At 74.7% G+C, this 25,232-nt stretch carries 26 protein-coding genes; 10 read left to right on the top strand and 16 right to left on the bottom strand.

Features of this window, described 5'->3' with window-relative positions:
• Nucleotides 1–71 precede the first annotated feature (71 nt).
• Entirely contained in the window at nucleotides 72–761 is a 690-nt protein-coding gene (locus FHR77_RS13260) for a GntR family transcriptional regulator (protein ID WP_167260865.1), read from the top strand.
• Between the two features lie 23 nt (nucleotides 762–784).
• Here the strand turns inward: FHR77_RS13260 and FHR77_RS13265 are convergent, their stop codons facing one another.
• A complete protein-coding gene (locus tag FHR77_RS13265) occupies nucleotides 785–1,462 on the bottom strand; it encodes a GntR family transcriptional regulator (protein WP_341777376.1) in 678 nt (225 codons plus the stop codon).
• A gap of 158 nt (nucleotides 1,463–1,620) precedes the next feature.
• Here FHR77_RS13265 and FHR77_RS13270 point away from each other — a divergent pair, with 158 nt between their 5' ends.
• Nucleotides 1,621–2,106: a pyridoxamine 5'-phosphate oxidase family protein gene (locus FHR77_RS13270; RefSeq protein WP_056057979.1), complete on the top strand. Its 486-nt coding sequence runs from the start codon at nucleotides 1,621–1,623 to the stop codon at nucleotides 2,104–2,106.
• A 33-nt stretch (nucleotides 2,107–2,139) separates the two neighbouring features.
• On the opposite strand, the gene FHR77_RS13275 is transcribed toward FHR77_RS13270, so the two are convergent.
• The gene (locus FHR77_RS13275) at nucleotides 2,140–2,805 is read right to left on the bottom strand and encodes a hypothetical protein (RefSeq protein WP_167260867.1); all 666 of its coding nucleotides are present in this window, start codon (nucleotides 2,803–2,805) and stop codon (nucleotides 2,140–2,142) included.
• Between the two features lie 128 nt (nucleotides 2,806–2,933).
• Here FHR77_RS13275 and FHR77_RS13280 point away from each other — a divergent pair, with 128 nt between their 5' ends.
• From FHR77_RS13280 to FHR77_RS13300, 5 genes are all read left to right on the top strand, one after another.
• Nucleotides 2,934–3,959 carry a 6-phosphofructokinase gene (locus FHR77_RS13280; protein WP_056057987.1) on the top strand — a complete coding sequence of 342 codons (1,026 nt, stop codon included), beginning with the start codon at nucleotides 2,934–2,936 and terminating at the stop codon, nucleotides 3,957–3,959.
• 72 nt (nucleotides 3,960–4,031) lie between these two features.
• Nucleotides 4,032–5,003 carry an MDR family oxidoreductase gene (locus FHR77_RS13285; RefSeq protein WP_167260869.1) on the top strand — a complete coding sequence of 324 codons (972 nt, stop codon included), beginning with the start codon at nucleotides 4,032–4,034 and terminating at the stop codon, nucleotides 5,001–5,003.
• Between the two features lie 192 nt (nucleotides 5,004–5,195).
• Entirely contained in the window at nucleotides 5,196–5,885 is a 690-nt protein-coding gene (locus FHR77_RS13290) for a GntR family transcriptional regulator (RefSeq protein WP_167260871.1), read from the top strand.
• 106 nt (nucleotides 5,886–5,991) lie between these two features.
• The gene (locus tag FHR77_RS13295) at nucleotides 5,992–6,684 is read left to right on the top strand and encodes a GntR family transcriptional regulator (protein ID WP_167260873.1); all 693 of its coding nucleotides are present in this window, start codon (nucleotides 5,992–5,994) and stop codon (nucleotides 6,682–6,684) included.
• On the top strand, nucleotides 6,681–7,523 hold the full coding sequence (locus FHR77_RS13300) for an ATP-binding cassette domain-containing protein (protein WP_167260875.1): 843 nt from the start codon (nucleotides 6,681–6,683) through the stop codon (nucleotides 7,521–7,523). Before FHR77_RS13295 ends, FHR77_RS13300 begins: the two co-directional genes overlap by 4 nt.
• 97 nt (nucleotides 7,524–7,620) lie before the next feature.
• On the opposite strand, the gene hemL is transcribed toward FHR77_RS13300, so the two are convergent.
• The 12 genes from hemL to FHR77_RS13360 form a co-directional block, all read right to left on the bottom strand.
• Nucleotides 7,621–8,961 carry a glutamate-1-semialdehyde 2,1-aminomutase gene (gene hemL / locus FHR77_RS13305; protein WP_167260877.1) on the bottom strand — a complete coding sequence of 447 codons (1,341 nt, stop codon included), beginning with the start codon at nucleotides 8,959–8,961 and terminating at the stop codon, nucleotides 7,621–7,623.
• Complete coding sequence (gene hemB, locus FHR77_RS13310; protein ID WP_167260878.1) at nucleotides 8,961–9,950, bottom strand: porphobilinogen synthase; 990 nt, start codon at nucleotides 9,948–9,950, stop codon at nucleotides 8,961–8,963. Before hemB ends, hemL begins: the two co-directional genes overlap by 1 nt.
• A 101-nt stretch (nucleotides 9,951–10,051) precedes the next feature.
• Nucleotides 10,052–10,855, bottom strand: a complete 804-nt coding sequence (locus FHR77_RS13315) for a uroporphyrinogen-III synthase (protein WP_056058011.1) — start codon at nucleotides 10,853–10,855, stop codon at nucleotides 10,052–10,054.
• Nucleotides 10,852–11,835: a hydroxymethylbilane synthase gene (gene hemC / locus FHR77_RS13320; protein WP_167260881.1), complete on the bottom strand. Its 984-nt coding sequence runs from the start codon at nucleotides 11,833–11,835 to the stop codon at nucleotides 10,852–10,854. Before hemC ends, FHR77_RS13315 begins: the two co-directional genes overlap by 4 nt.
• A 4-nt stretch (nucleotides 11,836–11,839) precedes the next feature.
• Entirely contained in the window at nucleotides 11,840–13,063 is a 1,224-nt protein-coding gene (locus tag FHR77_RS13325) for a ferrochelatase (protein WP_424956058.1), read from the bottom strand.
• Entirely contained in the window at nucleotides 13,060–13,866 is an 807-nt protein-coding gene (gene hemQ / locus FHR77_RS13330) for a hydrogen peroxide-dependent heme synthase (RefSeq protein ID WP_370543586.1), read from the bottom strand. Before hemQ ends, FHR77_RS13325 begins: the two co-directional genes overlap by 4 nt.
• Before the next feature lie 133 nt (nucleotides 13,867–13,999).
• Nucleotides 14,000–14,263: a DUF3618 domain-containing protein gene (locus FHR77_RS16180; protein ID WP_056058017.1), complete on the bottom strand. Its 264-nt coding sequence runs from the start codon at nucleotides 14,261–14,263 to the stop codon at nucleotides 14,000–14,002.
• 115 nt (nucleotides 14,264–14,378) lie between these two features.
• A complete protein-coding gene (locus FHR77_RS13340; protein WP_341777377.1) occupies nucleotides 14,379–14,834 on the bottom strand; it encodes a phage holin family protein in 456 nt (151 codons plus the stop codon).
• Nucleotides 14,831–15,082, bottom strand: a complete 252-nt coding sequence (locus tag FHR77_RS13345) for a hypothetical protein (RefSeq protein WP_056058020.1) — start codon at nucleotides 15,080–15,082, stop codon at nucleotides 14,831–14,833. Before FHR77_RS13345 ends, FHR77_RS13340 begins: the two co-directional genes overlap by 4 nt.
• Before the next feature lie 158 nt (nucleotides 15,083–15,240).
• Complete coding sequence (locus tag FHR77_RS13350) at nucleotides 15,241–16,626, bottom strand: protoporphyrinogen/coproporphyrinogen oxidase (protein ID WP_341777378.1); 1,386 nt, start codon at nucleotides 16,624–16,626, stop codon at nucleotides 15,241–15,243.
• Nucleotides 16,627–16,640: 14 nt separating this feature from the next.
• Nucleotides 16,641–17,705: a uroporphyrinogen decarboxylase gene (gene hemE / locus FHR77_RS13355; protein ID WP_082514646.1), complete on the bottom strand. Its 1,065-nt coding sequence runs from the start codon at nucleotides 17,703–17,705 to the stop codon at nucleotides 16,641–16,643.
• 164 nt (nucleotides 17,706–17,869) lie between these two features.
• Nucleotides 17,870–18,883: an NADP-dependent oxidoreductase gene (locus tag FHR77_RS13360; RefSeq protein ID WP_167260885.1), complete on the bottom strand. Its 1,014-nt coding sequence runs from the start codon at nucleotides 18,881–18,883 to the stop codon at nucleotides 17,870–17,872.
• A gap of 120 nt (nucleotides 18,884–19,003) precedes the next feature.
• On the opposite strand from FHR77_RS13360, the gene FHR77_RS13365 reads away from it, so the two are divergent.
• A complete protein-coding gene (locus FHR77_RS13365) occupies nucleotides 19,004–20,287 on the top strand; it encodes a glutamyl-tRNA reductase (protein WP_167260886.1) in 1,284 nt (427 codons plus the stop codon).
• Nucleotides 20,288–20,491: 204 nt separating this feature from the next.
• Entirely contained in the window at nucleotides 20,492–20,899 is a 408-nt protein-coding gene (locus tag FHR77_RS13370) for an NUDIX hydrolase (RefSeq protein WP_167260887.1), read from the top strand.
• 32 nt (nucleotides 20,900–20,931) lie between these two features.
• Here FHR77_RS13370 and FHR77_RS13375 read toward each other — a convergent pair whose 3' ends face one another.
• Both FHR77_RS13375 and FHR77_RS13380 read right to left on the bottom strand, forming a co-directional pair.
• Nucleotides 20,932–21,855, bottom strand: coding sequence for a serine hydrolase (locus FHR77_RS13375; protein ID WP_167260888.1), 924 nt, complete (start codon nucleotides 21,853–21,855; stop codon nucleotides 20,932–20,934).
• Nucleotides 21,856–21,865: 10 nt separating this feature from the next.
• On the bottom strand, nucleotides 21,866–23,830 hold the full coding sequence (locus FHR77_RS13380) for a M13 family metallopeptidase (protein WP_167260889.1): 1,965 nt from the start codon (nucleotides 23,828–23,830) through the stop codon (nucleotides 21,866–21,868).
• Between the two features lie 136 nt (nucleotides 23,831–23,966).
• Here FHR77_RS13380 and FHR77_RS13385 point away from each other — a divergent pair, with 136 nt between their 5' ends.
• Nucleotides 23,967–25,232, top strand: coding sequence for a uracil-xanthine permease family protein (locus FHR77_RS13385; protein ID WP_056058038.1), 1,266 nt, complete (start codon nucleotides 23,967–23,969; stop codon nucleotides 25,230–25,232).

Raw genomic sequence — 25,232 nt, forward strand, 5'->3', positions numbered from 1 at the left:
CCGACATCTCACCCGCGACACGGCCGACCATGAGACGTATGATGTTCCACGTGTCCGACGACGGAGGAGCCATGCCTGTACCTGAGCGACCCACGCGCGGCCCGCGCCGACTCCTCCGCGACCTGACCTTCGAGTCCGTCCTCGGCGCGATCGTCGACGGCACGCTGCGGCCGGGCGAGCGCCTCTTCGAGGACGACATCGCGACCTGGCTGGGCGTCTCGAAGACCCCGGTGAAGGAGGCGCTGGCCCGGTTGGCCAACCAGGGCCTGGTCGAGATCGAGGCGAACCGCTTCACGCGCGTCGCGCCGGCGACGGCTGCCGACCTGCTCGACTCGCTCGAGCTGCTCGGCCTCCTGCACGGGGTCGCCGTGAGGTCCGCGGGCGACGCCGACCCGGGCGAGGTCTCCCACCTCGCGGGCACGGTCGTGCGGGTGCTCGACCGCCCCGGGGCCACCTGCTCCGACCTCCTGGCGGCGACGGGCGCCTTCCTGCCCGTCTCGGGCAACCCCCTCGCCCGGCAGGCCTCCGAGCCGCTGCAGAACCGCACGGCCTTCCTCTCGCGTCACCTCGCGCTCCCCCTCGACGACCCCTCGCTCGCCGCCCCCGTCGCCGAGCTGCGCCGGGCCCTCGACCAGCGCGAGTGGTGCGCGGCCGGCGACGCGGTCGTGGCGCTGCTCGGCCGCCACACGCTCGAGCCGCTGCTCGGCAGCGTGCCCGCGCCCGAGCTCGTCGCCACCGGCCGCCACCGCACCTCCCGGTGACCCGGGCGTGGGCGGCCGACCCGTCAGGCCGCGACGCCCGCGACCCCGACCGCGCGGTCGTCGAGCCGCTCCACGGCCGCGCCCCAGGCGCCGGGCACCCCCGCCGCGACGGCGTCACGGGCGCCCGCGAGGCCCTGCACGAGCAGGCCCGCGTCGGCCTCGCCCCCGGCCCCCGAGGCGTGGTGGTGCAGCAGGAGGCCGAGGTGGTCGAGCACCGCGCCGAGCGACCGGTTCGCCGAGAACGCGGCGAGCGCGGCGCCCACCTCGCACAGGGTGGTCGTGACCGCGGCCGCCGCCTCGGGGGCGCCGGCGCGCACCTGCCGGCACCGCGCCTCCCCCGCCTCGAGGGCTCGGACGAGGCCGGCCCGGTCGGCGGGCTCGGCCGCGGCGACGTCGGCGTCGGCCAGGGCCCAGAGGCCCCAGGTGGTGCGCACCAGGTCGGTCAGCAGCTCGGGACGGGCCGGCGCGATGCGCGTGACCCGGGTCGAGGTCGTCTCGACCAGCCCCAGGTCGCCCAGCCGCGCGAGCGCCATGCGGATCGGGGTGCGCGAGACGCAGAGCCAGGCCGAGAGGTCGTGGTCGCGGATGCGCTCGGCCGGCTCGAACGTGCCGTCGAGGATGGCCTCGAGCAGACGGTCGTACACCTCGTCGCGGTGCAGGCGGCGGGGGATGCGCATGGTCGTCGTGGTGGGGACCGGCACGGGGACCTCCTCGATGTACAGAACTGGAGTTCCACGGTAGGGCATGTATGCCCTCCGGCGCGAGGGGGAGGGCCGAGCCGACCGGATCGCGTCACTCCGGGGTACGACGCGGCGGTCCCTGGGAGGGGCGGCGCGCCTCCCCGGGTACCTTCGGCGCCATGACCGAGACCAACGACATCCGCCGCGTCGCCGAGGTGCTCGACGCCGCCCGCATCGGGATCCTCACCACCCAGAGCGCGCGCCAGCGCCTCGTCAGCCGCCCGCTCGCCGTCGTCGACCGCGAGTTCGACGGCAAGGTGTACTTCTTCACCCCCGACCCCTCGCCCAAGGTCGACGACATCAAGGCGCACCCCCACGTCAACGTCGCCGTCGAGACGGGCAAGGGCTGGCTCTCGCTCGCCGGCGAGGCCTCGATCGTCAAGGACCGCGCCCTGATCGACGAGTTCTGGAGCGCCGGCACCGAGGCCTGGTTCGACCAGGGCAAGGACGACCCGACGGTCGCCCTCATCGAGGTCGACGTCGAGACGGCCGAGTACTGGGTCAGCAACGAGCCGAAGGCCGTGACCTTCCTCAAGTACGCCAAGGCCGCCGTGACGGGCGGACACCCCCAGAACATCGCCGACACGGGCACCGTCGCCCTGTAGGAGGCGCGGCGAGGGTCGGCAGCACCGGCCCGGTCAGTCGCAGGTGACGCCGCGGCCCTGGTCGTCGACGTACTCGCCCGGCCCGAGCTGGGCGCACGTCGACGACAGGCGGGCGGCGTAGTCGAGGGCGGAGACGCCCGCGACGAGGCCGACGACGATCATGACGCTCGAGACGACGAGGCCGACGCGGGCCAGGGCGGCCGACGCTCCGGCCGACGCGGCCCGTCGAACGGCCACGAGGCCGAAGACGAGGCCCAGGGGGGCCGCGAACACCCCGAAGACCACCGAGGCGACGGCGAGGCCGCGCCCCTCGTCGGCGCCGTCGCGCGGCCGTGCCGGCGGGGGCCACTCGTCGTCGCCGACGGCGAAGTACGACCCGACCCCGGGGGCGGCGGGGGCCGGCCAGGTCAGGGCGTCCTGCGCCGACGAGGCCTGCGGCGCGGCGGCCTGCGGCGGCCCGGCCTGCGGCGCCCACTGCGCCGCCGGGGTCGTCGCGGCGGGCTGCGGGAACGGCTGCGGGAACTGCTGGGGCTGCGGGAACGGCTGACCGGCCCAGGCCTGGTCGGCCCCGGCCTGCCCGGGCGCCCCCTGCCGCGCGGGCGGGGGCTGCACCTCGGCGCGCGGCCGCTGCTCACCGGGCGCCGGGCGGGCGAAGCGGGCCCAGGGCGACGGGGGCCGCGGGGCGGGCTGGTCGGTCATGCGCACGAGGCTAGCAACCGCGGCCGACGGTGACCCCGGCCGTCGGGGCTGCCGTCCAGCCGCGGGTGCGCCATGATGGGACCGATCTCGGCCGGCCCGACGGGCCCGACATGCGACGGAGCAGCGCGATGCGAATCGGTATCCTCACCAGCGGCGGCGACTGCCCCGGCCTGAACGCGGTCATCCGCGGGGCCGTGCTCAAGGGCACGACGATCCACGGGCAGGAGTTCGTCGGCTTCCGCGACGGCTGGCGCGGCGTCGTCGACGGCGACGTCATGCCGCTCACGCGGAAGGAGATCCAGGGCATCGCCAAGCAGGGCGGCACCATCCTGGGCACGAGCCGCACCAACCCGTTCGAGGGCGACGGCGGCGTCGCGCGCATCAGCGAGGTGATGGACCGCTTCGGCATCGACGCCATCATGGCGATCGGCGGCGAGGGCACCCTCGCGGCGGCGAAGCGCCTCACCGACGAGGGCCTGAAGATCGTCGGCGTGCCGAAGACCGTCGACAACGACCTCGGCGCCACCGACTACACCTTCGGCTTCGACACGGCCGTGCAGGTCGCCACCGACGCCATGGACCGACTGCGCACCACGGGCGACTCGCACAGCCGCTGCATGGTGGCCGAGGTGATGGGCCGCCACGTCGGCTGGATCGCGCTGCACTCGGGCATGGCCGCCGGCGCGCACGCCATCCTCATCCCCGAGCAGGCGACGAGCATGGACCAGATCGTCGCGTGGGTGAAGGCCGCCTACGACCGCGGCCGGGCGCCGCTCGTCGTGGTCGCCGAGGGCTTCGTGCCCGACCACGAGAGCGACGCGCACTCCGAGCGGGGCCTCGACGCCTTCGGACGCCCGCGCCTCGGCGGCATCGGCGAGCGCCTCGCGCCGGTGATCGAGGAGCGCACCGGGATCGAGACGCGGGCGACGACGCTCGGCCACATCCAGCGCGGCGGCACCCCCACCTCCTACGACCGCGTGCTGGCGACCCGCCTCGGCATGGCCGCGAGCGACAGCGTGGTCGAGGGCCGCTGGGGCCGCATGGTGGCGCTGCGCGGCACCGACATCGTGCACGTCTCGTTCGAGGAGGCCCTCGACAGCCTCAAGACGGTCCCGCAGCACCGCTACGACGAGGCCGCCATCCTCTTCGGCTGAGCGACCGCCGAGGAGGCGCCCCGTCGCCGGCCGGGAGGGCCGCGCCCCAGCCCGCGCGCGTAGCGTGTCGCCATGCGCGCCGTCGTCGTCGAGAGTGACCGCCCCGCCTCCGTGCGGGAGATCGAGCAGGAGTTCCTGGGCACGGGCGACGTCGTCGTCGACGTGGCCTGGTCGAGCCTGAACTACAAGGACGGCATGGCGCTGGCGGGCGACCCCGGCGTGGCCCGCACGCTGCCGCTCGTGCCGGGGATCGACCTCGTGGGCACCGTCGCGACCAGCGCCTCCCCCGCCGTGTCGCCGGGCGACCTGGTCGTGCTGAACGGCGCGGGCATCGGTGAGAGCCGGCACGGCGGCTTCGCCGAGCGGGCCGTGGTCGACGCGGGCTCGCTCGTGCTCGTGCCCGAGGGCGTCTCCGCCCGGCAGGCGGCCGCCGTCGGCACCGCGGGCTTCACCGCGATGCTCAGCGTGCTGCGGCTCGAGCGCGACGTCCGCCCCGGCGACGGCGAGGTCGTCGTGACCGGGGCCGCGGGAGGCGTGGGCTCGGTGGCGATCGCGCTGCTGAGCCGTCTCGGGTACTCGGTCACCGCCTCCTCGGGTCGCGTCGACGAGCTGGGCGGGTACCTGCGCGGCCTCGGCGCCACGACGGTCGTCGACCGCTCCGAGCTCGCCGAGGCCGGCCGGCCCGTGCAGCGTGCCCGCTGGGCCGGCGGGATCGACTCGGTGGGCAGCACGACGCTCGCCTCCGTGCTCGCCCAGACGCGATGGGGCGGCACCGTGACCGCCTGCGGGCTCGCGCAGGGCGCCGACCTGCCGACCTCGGTGCTGCCGTTCATCCTCCGCGCGGTGTCGCTCGCCGGCGTCAACTCGGTCGACGCCCCGGTCGAGCTGCGCCGCGAGGCGTGGGCGAGGCTCGCGACCGACCTCGACCTCGACCTGCTCGACTCCATGACGACGGAGGTGGGCCTCTCGGAGGTCGTGGAGCTCGGCCCCCGGATCGTGGCCGGGTCGGTGCGCGGCCGGACCGTCGTCGACGTGCGCCGCTGAGCGCTCGTCACGAAGTCACGGCGTGGGCTCGCCACGGCGGCCCCGACCGTACTAAGGTCGTGTGAAGTACCGGATACCCGATACGTCCTCGTACATGGTGGTGCGACATGCGCCTCGACCGGTGACCAGGGCCCCGCCCTGGGCCGTGAGCCCGTCGCACCCCCACTCCCGCCCCCGAACAGGAGCACCCGGATGCCGATCCCCACCCTGACCGACCAGCCGCCCGCCCCCCGTCGCCTGCTGCGCGACGTCGTCTACGACAAGATGTTCGACGCGATCATCGACGGCACCCTCGAGTTCGGCGAGCGCCTCAACGACGACCAGCTGGTCGCCTGGCTCGGCGTCTCACGCACCCCCGTCCGCGAGGCCATCGCCAAGCTCGCCGACCAGGCCCTCGTCGACATCGAGGCGAACCGGTACACGCGCATCGTCGCGCCGACCTTCGCCGAGTTCACCGACACCGTCGAGACCGGCTACCAGGTCTGGGCCCTCGTCGTCGAGCGCGGCGTGCCCGCCCTCACCAAGGAGCAGCGCAAGGAGGTGACGGCGATCCTCGACCGCCGCCTCACCGCGTTCTCGAAGCGCAAGCCCGAAGACGTCGCCGATCTCGTCCGCATGAACGAGCTCCTGCTCGACGCCTCCGGCAGCTCGTCGCTCCGTCGCCTCTGGGCGGCCACCGGGCCGCGCCTCCTGCTCGTCCTCCGACGCCCCGCGACCGACGGGATGTACCCGTGGGAGCAGGCCGTCGAGCTGACCCGCGGCCTGCGCGACGCGGTCGGGGACGGCGACGGCGAGGCCGCGGCCCGCCTCGTCCGCGAGCAGCCGGCCTCGTTCGGCGCGTACTTCGACGAGGTCTCCGGCAGCGGCATCTACGCCGCGTGACCTCCCGGGCGGCCCTGCGACGAGCAGGGCCGCCCGACCGGCGCCGACCCGCGCCTCCCCCGCACCCCCAGCACCCCCCCAGCACCCCTGCAGGATCGAGAGCCCGATGCCCATCCCCGTGCCCGACGCCGTCCCCACCCCCCGACGCCTGCTGCGCGACGTCGTCTTCGACCGGCTCGTCACCGCGATCGGCGACGGCACCCTCGAGTTCGGCGAGCGGCTCAACGACGACCAGCTCGTCGCGTGGCTCGGCGTCAGCCGCACCCCCGTGCGCGAGGCGATCGCGAAGCTGGCCGAGCTCGGCCTGGTCGAGATCGAGGCCAACCGGTACACCCGCGTGGTGACGCCGACGGCGGAGCTCTTCGAGGACTGCTCGACCACCATCCTCGGCCTCTGGTCGCTCGCGGCGACCCGGGGCGTGGCGACGATGAGAGACGCCGACGTCGCCGAGATCACGCGCCTCGCCGAGCTGCGCCTGAGCGACGGCGTCGTCGAGACGCCCGAGTCGATCGACGCCATGTTCGCGCTCTTCGACGTGCTCATGCGCGCGGCCGGGAGCCCGACGCTGCTCGCCTGCGCCGAGCCCGTCTCACGCCTCACCACGGTGATGTTCCGCCGTCTCGCCGAGAACTCGGCCTACCCCTGGCAGCTCGGCGCCTCGACGACGACCTCCGTGGCCGAGGGCGTCGCCCGGCGCGACGCCGAGGGGGTCGCCGGCCTGCTGCAGCGGCAGTCGACCGCCCTGGCCCCGTTCTTCGCGGCCGTGCGGGAGACCGGCTTCTACGCCGCGCAGGCGTGACCGAGGGCCTCGCCGGCGCACGCCCCGGGCGGGTCGGCGCAGGCCCGCTCGTCCTCGCCGTCGAGCACGTCCGCGTCACGCGTCAGGGCCGCGACCTGCTCGACGACGTCTCGCTGCACGTGCGGGCCGGTGAGCACTGGGCGCTGATCGGCCCGAACGGCGCCGGCAAGACGACGCTGCTGACGCTCGCGGGCGCCCTCGGGCACCCCACGAGCGGCACCGTCGACGTGCTCGGCCACCGGCTCGGGCGCGTCGACCTGCGCGAGCTCCGGCAGCACGTCGGCCACGTCGACCCGCGCCACCGCATGCTCGGCGACGCGACCGTGCGCGAGGTCGTGTTCACGGGGCTGACGGGCAGCAGCGACCCCGTGGCGCGGTGGCGGCCCACCCCGGAGCAGGAGGCGCGCGCCGACCTGCTCACCGCCTCCGTCGGGCTGGAGTCGCGGCGCGAGGGGCTCTGGAGCGTCCTCTCGCAGGGTGAACGCGGCCGGGCCCTGATCGCCCGCGCGCTGCTCGTCGAGCCGGCCCTGCTCCTCCTCGACGAACCGGCCACGGGGCTCGACGTCGCCGCGCGCGAGCACCTGCTCGACACCGTCGACGCCCTGCGGCTCGCGCACCCGGAGGTCGCGTCGGTCACCGTGACCCACCACCTGGAGGACCTGCCGGCGAGCACGACCCACGCGCTGCTGCTGCGCGACGGCCGGGTGGCGGCGTCGGGCCCGGCCGACGAGGTGCTCACGTCGGAGCTCGTCTCCGCGGCCTTCGACCACCCGCTGGCGATCGACCGCGTCGACGGGCGCTGGCGGGCGCGCTCCCGGCCGCGGACGACGTCGAGGTGACCCGACCTGGGCCCTCGACCGTGGTCGGGGCCCCGATCGAGTCACCTCGACGTGCGGCTGGCGCGGCGCGGGCCGCGCGCTACGCGCGCTACGCGCGCTACGCGGTCGCGGCGGCGGCGGCCGCCCGCGCGGCGGCCGGCAGCGCGTCGACGATCCGCGACACGGCGGCCTCGTCGTGCGCCGCCGTCACGAACCACGCCTCGTAGACCGACGGCGGCAGCGAGACCCCCGCGTCGAGCATCGCGTGGAAGAACGGCGGGTAGCGCCAGGTGTCCTGCGCGCGCATGTCGTCGTAGTCGACCGGCGTCGTGTCGGTGAAGGCGAACGAGAAGAGCGACCCGGCGCGCTGCACCGTGTGCGCCACGCCCTCCGCCGACAGGGCCGACGAGACCTCGGCCGACAGCTGGTCGGCGAGCGAGTCGAGCTTCGCGTAGACCTCGGGGGTCGCGAGCCGCAGCGTCGCGATGCCCGCGGCCACGGCGACCGGGTTCCCGCTCAGGGTGCCCGCCTGGTAGACCGGCCCCAGCGGGGCGAGGAAGTCCATCACCTCGGCGCGGCCGCCGAGCGCGGCGAGCGGCAGGCCGCCGCCGATGACCTTGCCGAAGGTGACGAGGTCGGGCTCCCAGCCCGCGCCGTCGGGCACGACCTGGGCGGCCTCGAGGCCCCACCAGCCGGCGGGCCCGACGCGGAACCCGGTGAGCACCTCGTCGACGATCAGCAGCGCGCCGTGGCGCTTCGTGATCTCCGACAGGCCGCGGTTGAAGCCGCGCACCGGGGGCAGCACGCCCATGTTCGCCGAGGCCGCCTCGACGATGACGGCCGCGATGCGCGGGCCGTGCTCGTCGAACACGGCGCGCACGACGTCGAGGTCGTTGTAGGGCACGACGAGGGTCTGGGCGGCCGTCTCGGCGGTGATGCCCGCCGAGCCCGGCAGCGACAGGGTCGCGACGCCCGAGCCGGCCTCGGCCAGCAGCGAGTCGGAGTGCCCGTGGTAGTGCCCGGCGAACTTCACCAACAGGTCGCGCCCGGTGTAGCCGCGGGCCAGGCGGATCGCCGTCATGGTCGCCTCGGTGCCGGTCGACACCATGCGGATCTTGCCGATCGGGTGCGCGTCGCCGACGGCCACGCGCTCACGCACGAGCTCGGCCAGCTCGGTCTCGCCCGGGGTCGACGCCCCGAACGACAGGCCGCGCGCCGCCGCCTCCTGCACGGCCCGGACGACCTCCGGGTGGGCGTGGCCGAGGATGGCCGGGCCCCACGAGGCGACGAGGTCGACGTACTCGCGCCCCTCGGCGTCGATCACGTGGGGGCCGCGGGCTCCGACGAGGAAGCGGGGCGTGCCTCCCACGCTGCCGTAGGCGCGCACCGGCGAGTTGACCCCGCCCGGGATGGACTGCTTGGCGCGGGTGAAGTAGTGGTCGTTGCTGTGGTCGCTCATCAGAGGTGCCCCTTCCGGAGGCGCGTGGCCAGGTCGGTCGCCCAGTACGTCAGGATCGTGTCGGCTCCCGCGCGCTTGATCGACAGGACGCTCTCGTACGAGGCGGCGTCGGCGTCGATCCAGCCGTTCGCGGCGGCGGCCTGGATCATCGCGTACTCGCCGCTGATCTGGTACGCCCAGACCGGCACGGGGCTCATCGCCGCGGTCTCGGCGAGCACGTCGAGGTAGCTCATCGCGGGCTTGACCATCACGATGTCGGCCCCCTCGGCGAGGTCGAGCTCGACCTCGCGGATGCCCTCGCGGCCGTTCGCCGCGTCCTGCTGGTAGGTGCGGCGGTCGCCGACGAGGGTCGACTGCACGGCCTCGCGGAACGGGCCGTAGAACGCCGAGGCGTACTTCGCGGCGTAGGCGAGCAGCGCGGTGCCGCCGTGGCCGGCGTCGTCGAGGGCCTCGCGGGCCGAACCGATCTGGCCGTCCATCATGCCGCTCATGCCGATCAGCTCGCTACCGGCCTCGGCCTGCACGACCGCCATCTCGTCGTAGCGCGCGAGCGTGGCGTCGTTGTCGACCGAGCCGTCGTCGGCGAGCACGCCGCAGTGGCCGTGGTCGGTGAACTCGTCGAGGCAGAGGTCGGTCTGCACGACGAGGGCGCCGCCCGCCGCGTCGGCGGCGACGCGGGTCGCGACGTTGAGGATGCCCTGCGGGTCGGTCGCGCCCGAGCCGACGGCGTCCTTCTCGAGCGGCACGCCGAAGAGCATGACGCCGCCGACGCCGGCCTCGGCGGCCTCCTCGACCGCACGCGGGAGGCTCGCGAGGCTGTGGTGCACGACGCCCGGCATCGAGCTGATCGGCTGGGGCTCGTCGATGCCCTCGCGCACGAACATCGGCAGCACGAGGTCGGCGGGGTGCAGCCGGGTCTCGGCGACCAGGCGGCGCATGGCGGGGGTCGCGCGGAGGCGACGGGGGCGGACTCGGGGGAACTGCGACATGGTCCTTCTCGGGTGATCAGGTGCGGGGGCCGGTGCCGCGCTCGTGGCGCGGACGGACGGAGGGGCGGGAGGCGCGGGGCACGTCGTGCGCGCCCCGCGCCTCAGAGCGCCTCGTCGAGGCGCGGGGCCTCGGGCGGGGCGTCGGCCGCGAGCGCGCTCGCGTGGTCGACGACGGCCTCGACGAGCGAGGCGGCGGAGCGGGTCTCGGCGATCAGGTGCACGGGCAGCCCCGCGGCACGGGCGTCGAAGGCGGTGCGGGGGCCGATGCACGCGACGAGCGTCGACTCGGGCAGGGGCGCGAGCTGGGCCGCGATCTGCCGGGCGACGCTGCCGGAGGTGACGAGCACCACCGAGATGGAGCCGGAGGCGACGTCGGCGGCGACCTCGTCGCTGACCGGCACGCCCACGGTGCGGTAGGCGGCGACGAACTCGGCGTCGAAGCCGCGGGCGGAGAGGCCGGCGACGAGGGTCGGCTCGGCGATGTCGGACTGCGGCACGAGCACGCGGCCCGTGACGTCGGAGCCCGGCCACTCCTTGACGAGGCCGCGGGCGCTGTTGTCGCCCTCGGGCACGAAGTCGACGCGGTAGCCCGACAGGGTCAGGGCCGCCGCGGTCGTCTCGCCGACGGCGGCGATGCGCGTCTCGGCCGGGGGGCGGATGCCGTGGCCGACCAGCACGTCGACGGTGGTGGCGCTCGTGACGACGAGCCACTCGTAGACGCCGGCCTGCAGCCGGGCGAGGGCCGCGGCGAGCAGCTCGGGAGTCTCCGCCGGGGCGAAGTTGATCAGCGGCGCGATGACGGGCGAGGCGCCGAACGAGCGCAGCGACGCCGAGACGCCGTCGCCCCACTTGCCGCCGCGGGGCACGAGCACCCGGGCGCCCTTCAGCGGCTTGCCGGCGGTCACGAGGCGCTCCCGACCGGGTCGCCGCCGCCGGGGCCCTCGCCGAGCGGGGCGAGGTCGGCGGCGCCGAGCTCGAGCAGCTCGGCGACGACTCGGCCGGCGACCTCGTGCACGTCGACGAGCTGGTCGGCGAGCGAGCCGCCCTCCAGCGAGACGGCGTGCGAGGCGCTGACGTGGGCGCCGCCGTCGGGCCGGTAGACCGTGGCGCTGAGCAGCAGCAGGCCGGCGTCGACGACCGCGGTGGCGCCGATGGGCGCCGAGCAGCCGGCCTCGAGGGCGGCGAGCACCTGGCGCTCGGCGGTGACGACGAGACGCGTCTCGCGGTGGTCGACGGCCCGGAGCGCGCGGGCGAGGTCCGGGTCGGGGTCGCCCTCGCGCACCTCGACGGCGAGCGCGCCCTGGCCGGGGGCGCTCGGCCACGGGCCGAGGCCGAGGAAGTCGGTGACCTGGTCGAGGCGGCCGAGACGGCCGAGGCCGGCCGCGGAGAGCACGACGGCGTCGAGGTCGTCGGTCACCCGGCGGAGGCGCGTGTCGACGTTGCCGCGGATGGGCACGACCTCGAGGTCGGGCCGGGCCGACAGCAGCTGTGCGACCCGGCGGGGCGAGCCGGTGCCGACCCGGGCGCCCTGCGGCAGGGTCTCGAGGGTCAGGCCGTCGCGGGCGCAGAGCGCGTCGCGGGCGTCGGCGCGGCCCGGGATCGCCCCGATGACGAGGCCCGGGTGGGAGGCGGTGGGCAGGTCCTTGAGGGAGTGCACCAGCACGTCGCACTCGTCGGCGAGCAGCGCCGCGCGCAGGGCGCTGGCGAAGACGCCCGTGCCGCCCAGCGACAGCGACTCGCCGGTCGCCTGGGTGCGGTCGCCCTCGGTGTGCACGCGCACGAGCTCGACGTCGTGGCCGGTGGCCTCCGCGAGCCGCTCGGCGATCGTCGTCGACTGCGCGACGGCGAGGGCGCTGGCCCGCGTTCCTACTCGGAGGGTGGTCACGTCGCTACGGCACCAATCCCGAGACGGCGGGCTTGAAGCCGAGGCGCACGTTCTCGCAGCAGCCCGGCCGGCAGACGTCGTACCAGGGGCCGATGTCGGTGAGGTGCGGACGGTCCTCCGCCGGGACGCCCTCGACGCGCTCGAGCACGAGGTCGACGAGGCCGGTGACGTAGTTCGGGTCGATGCCGGGGGTGGGCGTGCGCGTGGCCCAGAAGCCGTTCTTCTCGCTCGTCTCGAGCGCCTCCTCGTCGAGGTCCCACATGACCTCCATGTGGTCGCTCACGAAGCCGAGCGGCACGATGACGACGGCCCGCGTCGGGCCGTCGGCGAGGTCGTCGATGGCGTCGTTGATGTCGGGCTCCAGCCACGGCATCGAGGGCGGCCCGCTGCGCGACTGGTAGACGAGCTGCCAGGGCACGGTCGTGCCTCCCTCGGCGGGGGCCTCGAGGCCCAGGCCCGCCTCGGCGGCGGCCATGACGACCTCCGCGACGGCCTTGTGCTGGGCGGCGTAGGCGCCCTCCTCGTCGAAGCCGCGCGCCTGGGGGCCGCTCTTCGCCGCGTCGGTCGACGGGATGGAGTGGGTGGCGAACAGCACCTGCACCTCGGTCGCGAGGTCGAGGCCCTCGTTCTCGGCCCGGGCCTTCTCGAGGCCCTCGCGGACGCCGTCGATGAAGGGCTGGACGAAGCCGGGGTGGTCGAAGAACTGGCGCACCTTGTCGATCATGACCTTGCCCTCGAGGCCGGTCGCCTCGAGCGCCATCGCGAAGTCCTCGCGGTACTGGCGACACGAGCTGTACGACGAGTACGCGCTGGTGGCGACGGCGATCAGCTTCGTGAAGCCGCGCTCGTCGGCCTCGCGCACGGCGTCGGCCATGTAGGGATCCCAGTTGCGGTTGCCCCAGATCACGGGCAGGTCGACTCCACGGCGGGCCAGCTCGCCCTCGAGGGCGACCTTCAGCTCGCGGTTGTGCTGGTTGATCGGGCTCACGCCGCCGAAGTGACGGTAGTGGGTCGCGACCTCCTCCAGGCGCTCCTCGGGGATGCCCCGGCCGCGCGTGACGTTGCGGAGGAAGGGGATGACGTCGTCCTGGCCCTCGGGCCCGCCGAAGCCGGCCAGCAGGATGGCGTCGTAGTCGGTGGGCTCGCTCACGTGCTCGGGGCCCTGGGCGGCCGCGGGGGTGGCGGCGCGCACGAGCTGGCCGTTGGTGATGCCGGTGGTGTCAGTCACGACAGGACCTCGATGATCTCGGTGGTGGTGAGGCGGCGGCCCGTGTAGAAGGGCACCTCTTCGCGGACGTGGCGGCGGGCCTCCGTGTAGCGGAGGTCGCGCATGAGGTCGACGAGCTGCACGAGCTCGGGCGCCTCGAGCGCGAGGATCCACTCGTAGTCGCCGAGCGAGAAGCTCGCCACGGTGTTGGTGAGGACGGCGCGGTGGGCGGCGCCCTGCTTGCCGTGGTCGGCGAGCATCTGACGACGCTCCTCCTCCGGCAGCAGGTACCACTCGTAGCTGCGCACGAACGGGTAGACGGTGAGCCAGGCCTCGGGCTCCGCGCCCCGCATGAAGGCCGGGCTGTGGCTGCGCGAGAACTCCGCCTGGCGGTGCATGCCCATGGCGTTCCAGGTCGGCAGCAGGCCGCCCAGCACGTCGGTGCGGAGGAGGCGGCGGTACGCCGACTGGATCGCCTCGGGGACCTCGCCGTGCAGCCAGATCATCAGGTCGGCGTCGGCGCGCAGCGCGCTGACGTCGTAGAAGCCGCGCACGACGACGCCCTCGCCGGCGAGCTCGGCCACGAGCTCGTCGAGCTGCGGGACGTCGTCGAGGTCGGGGGCGTAGGGGTTCTGCGGGTCGCGACGCAGCACGGCCCAGAGCGTGTAGCCGAGCGTCTCGGCGGGCTGGTCGCCGGGGGTGCCCTCGGGCGACGGAGCCGGGCCGGAGTCGGCGGTGCGGGGGTGGGTCGGCTCACCCGTGAGGGCGGCGGGGGAATCAGACGTCGGCAGCTCGGGGACTGGCGCGTCGGCGCTGGGACTCATGCTCATCATTCTCCTCCCGCCACGGCTGGGAACCCAACCAGGTAGCAGCACGTCGAGGCATCTGCGGCGACGCCCCCGGCCCGGGGGCGGAGGGCGTCGCGACCGGCGCTGCCGGCGGGGAGGGCGGAGGGGCTCAGCGGCGCTTCACCGCGGCGACGACGACGCCCGCGAGGGCCAGCGCGGCGGCGCCGGCGCCGGCGAGCCACGGGGTGCGGTCGCGCTCGAACGACGCCTTGGCGCGGTGGCCGGCGGCCCCGAGCTGCTTCGGCACGTTGAGCTTGTCCTCCAGCTCGTTGAGCGTCGCGGCGAGCTCGGCCCGGGTGCGGTCGACGCGGGCCTGGATGTCGTCCGCGTCGGTGCGGTCGGCCTTGCTGCTGTCGTTCTTGCTGTCGCTCACGAGGACTCCGTTCGGTGCGGGCGGTGCGGGGATGCGGTGCTGGTGCTGGTGCTGGGTGCCTCACCGGTGCTGGTGCCGGTGCGGCGCTGCTGGTGCGGGCGGGGGCCCGGCCGGGTCAGCGGTCGGTGAGGTCGGCGCGCGGGATGGAGCCCACGCCCTTGATCGCCTTGAGGTCGCGCTTGAGGCTCGCGATCGTCTTCTCGGGCACCGCCGGCAGGCCCTTCTTGATGCTCCTGTAGCCGAGGAATGCCAGCAACGCGGCGACGAGCAGCAGCACGAACGCGACGATGAGCGCCGAGAGCCAGCCCGGCAGCCAGATGGCGATGAGCAGCACGATGCCGGTGAGGAGCACGCCGAGCATGGCGAACACGAACACGAGGGCGCCGACGAGGAAGCCGGCGCCGATGCCGAAGGCCTTGAGGGTGCCGATGACCTCGTACTTGAGCAGGGCGAGCTCGCCCTTGACGAGGTCGGTGACCAGCGTCGGGACGTCCTGCACGAGGGCGAAGAACGACCGCTTGGACGCCTTCCCCCCGTGCCGCACCCCGTCGCTCCGGGTGGAGTCGGTCACTTCTTCTTCTTCCCGCCGCCGAAGGCGCGCGTGACGAGGAACTTGACCCCCTCGACGACCGCGTCGACGGCGTCGGCGGCCTTCGCGCCCGCGAAGTCCTCCGCCTTGACGACCTGGCGCTGCACGGCGCGGCTGTGCCACACCTTCGACGTCTTGTCGGCGATCTGGTCGTAGCGGTCGTGCCCGGCGCGCGCGCCCAGCACGAACCCGAGTGCTGCTCCGGCGACGAAGATCAGTTTGCCTCGCATGTCGCTCCATTCGATGTCGTCCGCGCGCGGACGAGTGCCCGGCGCGTGGGTCCAATGTAGCCCGGGGCCGCACGGAGATGCCCGGACGGGCATGCCGACCCGCCGGGCGGGGACAGCGCGCCCGCGGTGGAGGGAGCGGCGGGCCGTGCTCCGGGTCGTCAGCCCTGGAGCAGCTCCGCGGCGGCGCGACGCGACCGGGCGATCACGGCGGCGAGCCCGCGGCCGGCCACGGCACCGCCGACGCGCACGACGCCGTCGAGGGGAGAGGGGGAGGCGGGGGGCGCCTCCTGGGGGAGGGGAGCGTCCCAGACGACCCGGGCGGTGCCCTCGACCGAGCGCTCGTCGAGGTCGACGCCGAGCAGGGCCGACGCGTCGGCCAGCGCGGTGCGGCGCAGCTCGTCGTCGGGGGTGCCCGCGTCGACCACGGGCGAGTCGTAGCTGAGCCGGAGGACGTGACGGCCCCCCGCGGCCTCGGCCAGCCAGGGCCACTTGACGGTGCCGTGGGTGAGCGCCTTCGCGCGCACCCCGACGGCGCCCGGAGCGACGAGCACGCCGGTGCCCCGCGGCCCGACGTCGAGCCGGTCGTCGCGCAGCACGATCGTGGCGAGGGTGATCAGGCCGGGCTCGGGGGCGCGGCGGCCGGCGAGCGCCCGGGCGGCGCCGTCGCCGACGGCGAGCAGCACGTGCGGGGCGTCGAGGCGCTCGCCCGTGGCCAGGGTCACCGAGCGGGAGTCGACCGCGGCGACGGGCGCCTCGAGCCGGACGTCGACGCCGAGGCGGTCGAGGTCGGCGACGAGGGCGTCGACGAGGCGGGCCATGCCGCCGCGGAGGCCCGCCACGGCCGAGCCCGCCGGCGCGAGGGCACGGACGCTGCGCACGGCGGCGGCCAGCGAGCCCTCGTCGCGCAGCGCGCGGCGCAGGGCCGGCGCGACCCGGTCGACCGGCAGCGCGTCGGGGTGGACGGAGTGGACGCCGCCGACGATCGGCGCGACGAGCCGGTCGAGCACCGCGCCGCCCATCCGGGCGCGCACGAAGGGCCCGACCATCACCTCGTCGGCCCCGACCTCGCCGGGGGCGGAGTCGAGCCGGGCGGCCTCGGCCGCGGCCTCCTCGCCGATCACGGCCACGACGTCGGCCGCGCCGAGGTCGCCGGGCACGCCGAGCAGGCCGGTGCGCGGCAGCGGGAACGCCTCGCCCGCGCCGTGCTGCACCCAGGCGCCGCGGGGGTCGGGCAGCACGACGTCGTCGCCGAGGCCCAGCTCGTCGAGGAACGCCGCGACCGTGCCGCCCTTGGTCGCGAAGCTCTCCGCGCCGGCGTCGAGGTCGATGCCCGCGACCGTGTGGCGCGCGACCTCGCCGCCGAGGCGGGGGCCGCCCTCGACCAGCACGACCCGCCGGCCCGCGCGCGCGAGGTCACGGGCGGCGACCAGCCCGGCCACTCCTCCGCCGACCACGACGACGTCGCCCGCGGCCGGTGCCTCCGAGGAGGCGCGGGTCGCGGCCCCGGAGCCGCGGGCCCCGGGTGCGCTGGTCGCGTCGGTCACGGTCTCGCGCCTCCTCAGAGGGTGTGGGCCAGCTCGACGATGCGCGTCAGCACGTCGGGGTCGGTGTCGGGGTTCACCCCGTGGCCGAGGTTGAGCACATGGGCGGGGGCGGCGCGGCCGCGGCGGACGACGTCACGGACGTGCGCCTCGAGCACCGGCCAGGGCGCCTGGAGCATCGCGGGGTCGATGTTGCCCTGCACGGGCACGTCGCCGCCGAGGCGCCGCGACGCCTCGTCGAGCGGGATCCGCCAGTCGACGCCGACGGCGCCCACGCCGATGCCGTGCATCGCGCTGAGCACCTCGCCGCTGCCGACGCCGAAGTGGATCGTCGGCACGTCGAGGTCGGCGACGTGCGAGAGCGCCCGGGCCGAGAAGGGGGCCACGCGCTGCTCGTAGTCGGCGAGCGAGAGGCTGCCGACCCACGAGTCGAAGAGCTGGGCGGCGCTGGCGCCGGCGAGCACCTGGGCGCGCAGGAAGGCCCCCGTGACGTCGGCCGCCCAGGTGAGCAGCGCCTCCCACGTCTCCGGGTCGCTGTGCATGAGGGTGCGGGCGCGGATGTGGTCCTTCGACGGGCCGCCCTCGACGAGGTAGGCCGCGAGCGTGAACGGGGCGCCGGCGAAACCGATCAGGGGGGTGTCGCCGAGCTCGGCGACGGTGCGGGCGACGCCCTCGGCGATCGACGACAGGGCGTCGGGCTCGAGGGGGCGGAGGGCCGCGACGTCGGCCGGGGTGCGGATCGGCGACTCGAGCACCGGGCCGCGGCCGGGCACGATGTCGACCGCGACGCCCGCGAGCTTGATCGGCACGACGATGTCGCTGAAGAAGATGCCGGCGTCGACGCCGTGGCGGCGGACGGGCTGGAGCGTGATCTCGCTCGACAGCGCCGGGTCGAGGCAGGCGTCGAGCATCTTGGTGCCGACGCGCAGCTCGCGGTACTCGGGCAGCGACCGGCCGGCCTGGCGCATGAACCAGACGGGGAGGCGGTCGGGGCGGTCGCCGCGGAGGGCGCGCACCAGCGGCGAGCCGCTCGTGAGGCCGGAGCTGAGGGGGTGCTGGTCGGGCAGGGTCACGTTCTCCATCCTCCCACCCGGGCGCTGGGCGGCCGGCGGGGGCCGCTCGACGTCGAGGCGCCGCGGTGCGGCCGCGCCGCGCGACGGCCGCGACGCCGACGAGGTGACCCGACCGGGGCCCCGGCGAGCGCCGAGGCCCCCGATCGCGTCACCTCGAGGGCCGGAGGCGCGGGTCAGCCGACGCGGACCACCATCTTGCCGACGTTCTCGCCGCGCATCAGGCCCGTGAACGCGTCGAACGCGGAGTCGATGCCGTCGACGACGGTCTCGTCGTGGACGACCTCGCCGTTCGCCAGCCACGGGCCCATCTCGGCCTGGAACGCCGGGGCGACATGGCGGTAGTCGCCGAGCGTGAAGCCCTTCATCGTGAGGCCGCGGGTGACCATGTTCGTCATGTTCGTGATGCCGACGGGGGCACCGGTCGCGTTGTAGTTCGCGATCGAGCCGCAGAGGGCTGCCCGGCCGCCGTCCTTGAAGGCGCCCAGCGCGGCCGACAGGTGGTCGCCTCCCACGTTGTCGAAGTAGACGTCGATGCCCTCGGGCGCGGCCTCGGCCAGCAGCTCGGCGACGTCGCCCGTCTTGTAGTTGAAGGCCGCGTCGAAGCCGTACTTCGAGGTGAGGAGCGCCACCTTCTCGTCGCTGCCCGCGCTGCCGACGACGCGCGAGGCGCCCTTGAGGCGGGCGATCTGGCCGACCATCGTGCCGACGGCGCCGGCCGCGCCGGAGACGAAGACGACGTCGCCCTCGCGGATGTGGGCGATCTCGGTGAGGCCGACGTAGGCGGTCAGGCCGGTGAGGCCGAGCACGCCGAGGTACGCCGAGAGCGAGACGCCCTCGGTCGGCTGCACGGGGCGGAAGCCCGCGGCCGGGCCCTGGGCGACGTCGCGCCAGCCCAGGTCGTGCAGCACCACGGTGCCGACCGGCAGGTCGTCGCTGCGCGACTCGACCACCTCGCCGACGGCGCCGCCGGTCATGGTCTCGTCGAGCGCGAAGGGCGGCACGTACGACTTCACGTCGTTCATGCGGCCGCGCATGTACGGGTCGACCGAGAGGAAGGCGTTCTGCACGCGGACCTCGCCGTCGGCGAGCTCGGGCAGCTCGACCTCGACGCGGCGGACGTCGTCGGCGGTGGGCTCCCCGACCGGGCGGGCGGCGAGCTGCCACTGGGTGCTGGTGGTGGTGGTCATGGTCCTCCTCGTGGTGCACTGTGTTGCATTCGGCAACGATCATGGCCCCCGAACCCGAGCATCTTCTCGACGTCGAGTCAACGCCCAGCCGAAACAGCCGATCAGAGTTAGGATCGCTCAGTGCTCATCTGCCTCACGGCGTCCCACCAGAACGCCAGTTTCGACTTCCTCGAGAAGCTGAGCATCGGCGCACCCTCGGCGGCGAGCACCCTGGTCGAGGGCAGCGACTTCGTCAGCGGGGCCGTCGTGCTCGCGACCTGCAACCGCTTCGAGGCCTACCTCGACGTCGACGAGCCCCTCACCGCCGCCAGCGCCGTGGCCGTCGAGGCCACCATCAGCACCATGAGCGAGGCCAGCGGCGTCGACCCCGACGAGATGCGCGACACCGTGCGCGTCATCACCGGCGACGAGGTCGTCGAGCACCTCTTCGCCGTCTCGAGCGGCCTCGAGTCCGTCGTCATCGGCGAGGACGAGATCTCCGGCCAGGTGCGCCGCGCCCTCGAGCGCGCCCGCGAGGTCGGCACGACGTCGTCCGACCTCGAGCGTCTCTTCCAGAAGGCCTCGCACACGTCGCGCGGCGTCAAGAACCGCACGAACGTCGGAGGCGCGGGTCGCTCGCTCGTGCGCCTCGCCCTCGAGCTGGCCTCCTCCCGCGTCACGGACTGGGCCCACGCCCGCGTGCTCATCGTGGGCACCGGCCAATACGCCGCCACCACGGTCACCGCCCTCCGCGACCGCGGCGCCGGCGACCTCGCCGTGTTCTCGTCGTCGGGCCGCGCCTCCTGGTTCGGGCTGAAGCACGACCTCCGCCCCTTCGACGACCTGGCCGAGGCCATCGCCTGGAGCGACGTGCTCGTCACCTGCACGACCACGACGACCCCGGTCGTCGTGCCCGAGGTCGTCGACGCCTCGCGTCGCCTCGTCATCGACCTCGGCCTGCCGCGCAACGTCGACCCGCTGGTCGCCACGGTGCCGGGGGTCGAGCTGCTCGACCTCGAGACGATCAGCCTGCACGCCCCGCTGACGCAGCTCACCGCCGCCGACGACGCCCGAGCCATGGTCTCCGACGCCGCCGCCGAGTTCCAGGCCGTCGCCGCCGAGCAGTCGCTGACCCCGGCCGTCGTGGCGCTGCGCAAGCACGTCTTCGACCTGCTCGACTCCGAGATCGAGCGTGCCCGGTCGCGCGGCGACTCCTCCGACCGCACCGAGGCGGCCCTGCGCCACCTGGCCGGCGTGCTGCTGCACACCCCGTCGGTCAGGGCCCGCGAGCTCGCCCGCGAGGGCCGCGGCGAGGACTTCCGCGACGGCCTCGAGGCCCTCTTCGGCCTCACCGACACGCGGGCGGCCGCCGAGCCGCGCCCGCTGCGGTCCGTCGACGACGTGCCCCGCGCCTCCGCCGGCTGACCTGCGGGCCTCGCGCCGCGCCTCCGTCCGCTGCCCTGCGGCGGGTTCCCGCCCCTGCGGGCGGGCTCGTGTCTGTGACGGCACTGCTGCGGCGGGTTCCCGTCCCTGCGGGCGGGCCAGCGCCGACCCGCCCGGGCGGACGGCGACCCGCCGCACCGTTCCTCGCACGCCGCGCGTGCGCCTGCCCCGCGAGATGATGGGCCGATGGAGCCCCTCGTCGTCAGCGCGCTGGTGCTGGTCCGTGACCGCCGCCTCCTCATGGTCACCGCCCGGGGGCGCGACGTGCTGTACCTGCCCGGCGGCAAGCGGGAGTCGGGCGAGACCGGCGAGGACGCCCTCGCCCGCGAGACCCGCGAGGAGGTCGGCCTCGAGCTCGACCCTGCGAGCGTCCGCGAGCTGACGACGGTCAGCACCCAGGCGCACGGCGAGCCCGACGGGCGCCTCGTGCACATGACCCTCTACGCGGCCGAGCCGCTGTCGAGCAGCCCGCCCGCGACTCCCTCGGCGGAGGTGGGCTCGCTGCACTGGGTCACGACCGCCGACGCCCACCGGTGCCCGCCCGCCGGCGTCGAGACGCTGCGCGTCGTCGCCGGGCTCGGGCTCATCGACTGACCCCTGGGCGGGTCGGGCGTGGGCGCCCCGGCTCAGTGCACGTGCTCCAGCAGGTCCGTGCCGAGGGCGCGCAGCGCGTCCACCACGCGGAGGCGGCGGGCCAGCGTGAGGTCGTCGAACGCCACGGTCACGGCGTACGCCACCCCGCGGGCCGGGCCGCGCAGCACGCCGAGCTCGGAGCGCGTCCCCGGTGAGACCCCCACCGTGTTGACGAGCTGCAGGCCGTGGTCGAGCCGGCGGTGCGACACCGGGTCGAGGCCGAACGACCCGGCCACGAGCGAGAGGTCGACGCCGAGCGACAGCCAGCCGAGCACGCGGCTGGAGACCGCCTCGTCGACGACCTCGCCGTGCGTCAGGCGGGTCATCAGCCCGACGAGCTCGACCGCCGTGCCGACGGCGAGGGCCGGGGCGTCGTCCGGGCCGCGCTCGGCGCGCACCTCGTCGAGCAGGGCCGTGCGCACCAGGCCGAGGCCGTCGGCGCGGGCTCGCACGGCGTCGAGGCCGACCCTCCCCACGAGCGCGTTCACGGCCGCGGGGTCGCGCAGCGCGCCGACCAGCGCCGCGGCGTCGGTCACGGCGAGGGCCCGACGCTGCAGGTACGACCAGACCCCTCCGCCGCCGAGCGCGGCCCGGTCGCCGGGGCCGGCCAGGCGCTCGAGCTCGTCGAGGGCGCCGAGACGGCCCGACTCGATCTGCGCGCTGACCTCGACGAGCAGCAGCAGGGCGCCGACCTGGGCGACCGGCAGGGCGACCGTCTCGTCGACGCTCAGCAGGTCGTCGCCGCCGTCGAGGTCGCGCACGGCCACGGAGACCGACGCGCCCTCCACGGCGAGCTCGCCGAGCGTCGTGAACGACCGGCCGAACGACTCGGGCGCACGGGAGCCACCGTGGCGCGCACCGACGCCACGGTCGCCTCCCCGGCGGTCGCGACGACCGCCTCCTGCACCCTCCGTCACCCGCGCGGGGCTACCAGATCGTGACGCGCTCGGCCTCGGGCAGCCAGAGGCGGTCGCCCTCGGTCACGCCGAACGCCGCGTAGAACTCGTCGATGTTGCGGACGATCTGGTTGCAGCGGAACTCGTTCGGCGAGTGCGGGTCGATCGACAGGAGGCGGATCGCCTCCTCGTCGCGGATGGCGATCTGCCAGGCCTGGGCCCAGCTGAGGAAGAAGCGCTGCGCGCCGGTCAGGCCGTCGACGACCGGTGCCTCCTCGCCGCCCAGCGAGAGGAGGTACGCGTCGTAGGCGATCGACAGGCCGCCGAGGTCGCCGATGTTCTCGCCGATCGTGAGGGCGCCGTTGACGTGGTGGCCGGGCACCTGGGCGGGCTCGAGCGCGTCGTACTGCGCGATCAGCGACGAGGTGAGGGTCTCGAAGGCCTCACGGTCGGCGGCCGTCCACCAGTCGGTCAGACGGCCGTCGCCGTCGTACTTCGAGCCCTGGTCGTCGAAGCCGTGGCCGATCTCGTGGCCGATCACCGCACCGATGGCCCCGTAGTTCGCGGCGGCGTCGCGGGTCTCGTCGAAGAACGGGAACTGCAGGATGGCCGCGGGGAAGACGATCTCGTTGAAGCCGGGGTTGTAGTACGCGTTGATCGTCTGGGGCGTCATGAACCACTCGTCGCGGTCGATCGGCGAGCCGATCTTGGCCAGCTCGCGGTCGAACCCGACGACGGCCTGCGAGCGCACGTTGCCGATCAGGTCGCTCGCGTCGACCTCGAGGGCCGAGTAGTCGCGCCACTTCACCGGGTAGCCGATCTTCGGGGTGAACTTGTCGAGCTTCTCGAGCGCGCGCTGCCGGGTCTCGTCGGTCATCCACGAGAGCTGCGTGATGCTCTGGCGGTAGGCCTCGACGAGGTTCGCGACCAGGTCGTCCATCGCGGTCTTCGCCGCCGGCGCGAAGTGCCGCTCGACGTAGATGCGGCCGACGGCCTCGCCCATCGCGCCCTCGACGAACGAGACGCCGCGCTTCCAGCGCGCCCGCTGGACGGGGGTGCCGGTCAGCGTGCGGCCGTAGAAGTCGAAGTTCGCCTCGACGAAGTCGGACGAGAGGTACGCGGCGAACGAGCGGACGACCTGCCAGCTCAGCCAGTCGCGCCACTCGGGCAGCCGCTCGTCGACGAGCAGGCCGGCGAGGCCGGAGACGAACGAGGGCTCGCGCACGACGACCTCGTCGAAGGTGCCGGCCGGCGCCTGCACCGCGTCGCGCCAGACCGCCAGGTCGACCCCCGCCGCCGAGGCCGCGAGCTCCGACCACGGCTGCAGGTTGTAGGTGGCGTCGCTGTCGCGGGTCGCGACGTTGCTCCAGTGGTGCGTGGCCAGCTCGGTCTCGAGCGCCACGACGCGGGCGGCACGGCCGGCGGCGTCGTCGAGCCCGGCCAGGCCGAGCATCGTCTCGACGAAGGCGACGTACGCCGTGCGGACGGACTCGAACTTCTCCTCCCGGTAGTACGACTCGTCGGGCAGGCCGAGGCCGCCCTGCTCGAGGAAGACGACGTAGCGCTCGGGGTCGCCCGGGTCGTTGTCGACGAAGAGCTGCACGAAGCTCGCGACGCCCTGCTTCTCGAAGCTGCCGACCAGGCGCAGCAGGTCGGGCACGTCGCCGACCTGCTCGACCTGCTCGAGCAGCGGGCGGAGCGGGGCCGCGCCCAGCGCCTCCACCCGGCCCTCGTCGAGGAAGCTCGTGAACAGGTCGCCGACCTTGCGGGCCTCGGTGCCCGGCTCGGCCTCCTGCGACTCGTGGATGATGTCGCGGACGGCCGCCTCGGCCTCCTCGGCCAGGACGAGGAAGGAGCCGTAGCGCGCCTTGTCGTCGGGGATCTCGGTGCGGGCGATCCAGCGGCCGTTCACGTGGCGGAACAGGTCGTCCTGCGGGCGCACCGCGGGGTCGAGGTCGTCGGTGGTGATGCCGGAGGTCAGCGCGTCGCTCGTCATGCCCGTCAGCCTAGGTGAGGCCCCCGACGGCCGTCCGGGAGGGGCCGGGAGTCGCCGTCCGGCCCGCACGACCGGCTCTTCGGCCGCCGTCCCCAGGAAACACGGAGGAAACCGCTTCCTCGCTACAGTTCTCGGCATGGCACTCCCCTGGGCACTGCACGGCGACGGCAAGACCGTCGACTCGACCGAGATCGTCGCCCCGGAGGAACGCCTCACCTGGCCCCGCACCGTCGGCCTCGGCGGCCAGCACGTCGTCGCGATGTTCGGCGCGACCTTCCTCGTGCCGATCATCACGGGGTTCCCGCCGAGCACGACCCTGCTCTTCTCCGGCATCGGCACGCTGCTCTTCCTCCTCATCACGAAGAACCGGCTGCCCAGCTACCTCGGCTCGTCGTTCGCCTTCCTCGCGCCGATCGCCGCCGCCACCGACGTGGGCGGCATCCCCCTCGCGCTGAGCGGCATCATCGTCGTCGGGGCGCTGCTCGCCCTCGTCGGCGTGCTCGTGCACCTCGCCGGCACGCGGTGGATCGACGCCCTCCTGCCGCCGGTCGTCAGCGGCTCGATCGTGGCCCTGATCGGCTTCAACCTCGCCCCCGCCGCCCGCGACAACTTCGCCCTCTCGCCGGGCATCGCCCTCATCACGCTGGCCGCGGTCGTGCTCAGCGCCGTCCTCTTCAAGGGCCTCCTCGGGCGCCTCTCGATCTTCGTCGGCGTCGTCGTCGGCTACGTCGCCGCCGTCATCGCGGGCGCGGTCGACTACAGCGCCGTCGCGGCCGCGCCGTGGGTGGGCCTGCCGACGTTCACCGCCCCCGCCTTCGACCTCGGTCAGCTGCCGATCTACCTCGGCTTCCTGCCCGTCGTGCTCGCGCTGATCGCCGAGAACGTGGGGCACGTGAAGGGCGTGGGGCAGCTGACGAAGCGCGACCTCGACCCGCTGACCGGTCGTGCGCTCTTCGCCGACGGCCTCAGCACCGTGATCGCGGGCCTCGGCGGCGGCTCGGCGACGACGACCTACGGCGAGAACATCGGCGTGATGAGCGCCACCCGCGTCTTCTCCACCGCGGCCTACTGGGTCGCCGGCGTCGTGGCGATCCTGCTCGGCCTCTCGCCCAAGATCGGCGCCGTCATCTTCACCATCCCGCCGGGGGTGCTGGGCGGCGTGACCACTGCTCTCTACGGCCTCATCGGCGTCATCGGCATCCGCATCTGGGTCGAGAACAAGGTCGACTTCAGCCGCCCGAAGAACCAGCTCACCGCCGGCGTCGCGCTGATCATGGGCATCGCCGACTTCACCCTCGTGCTCGGCGGCGCCAGCTTCGGCGGCATCATCCTCGGCACGGTCGCGGCGATCGTCGTGTTCCACGTGATGAGCGTGCTGGGTCGGCTCCGGGGCACCGACTGA

This window comes from Frigoribacterium endophyticum, from assembly GCF_011759585.1.
GTDB lineage: Bacteria > Actinomycetota > Actinomycetes > Actinomycetales > Microbacteriaceae > Frigoribacterium > Frigoribacterium endophyticum.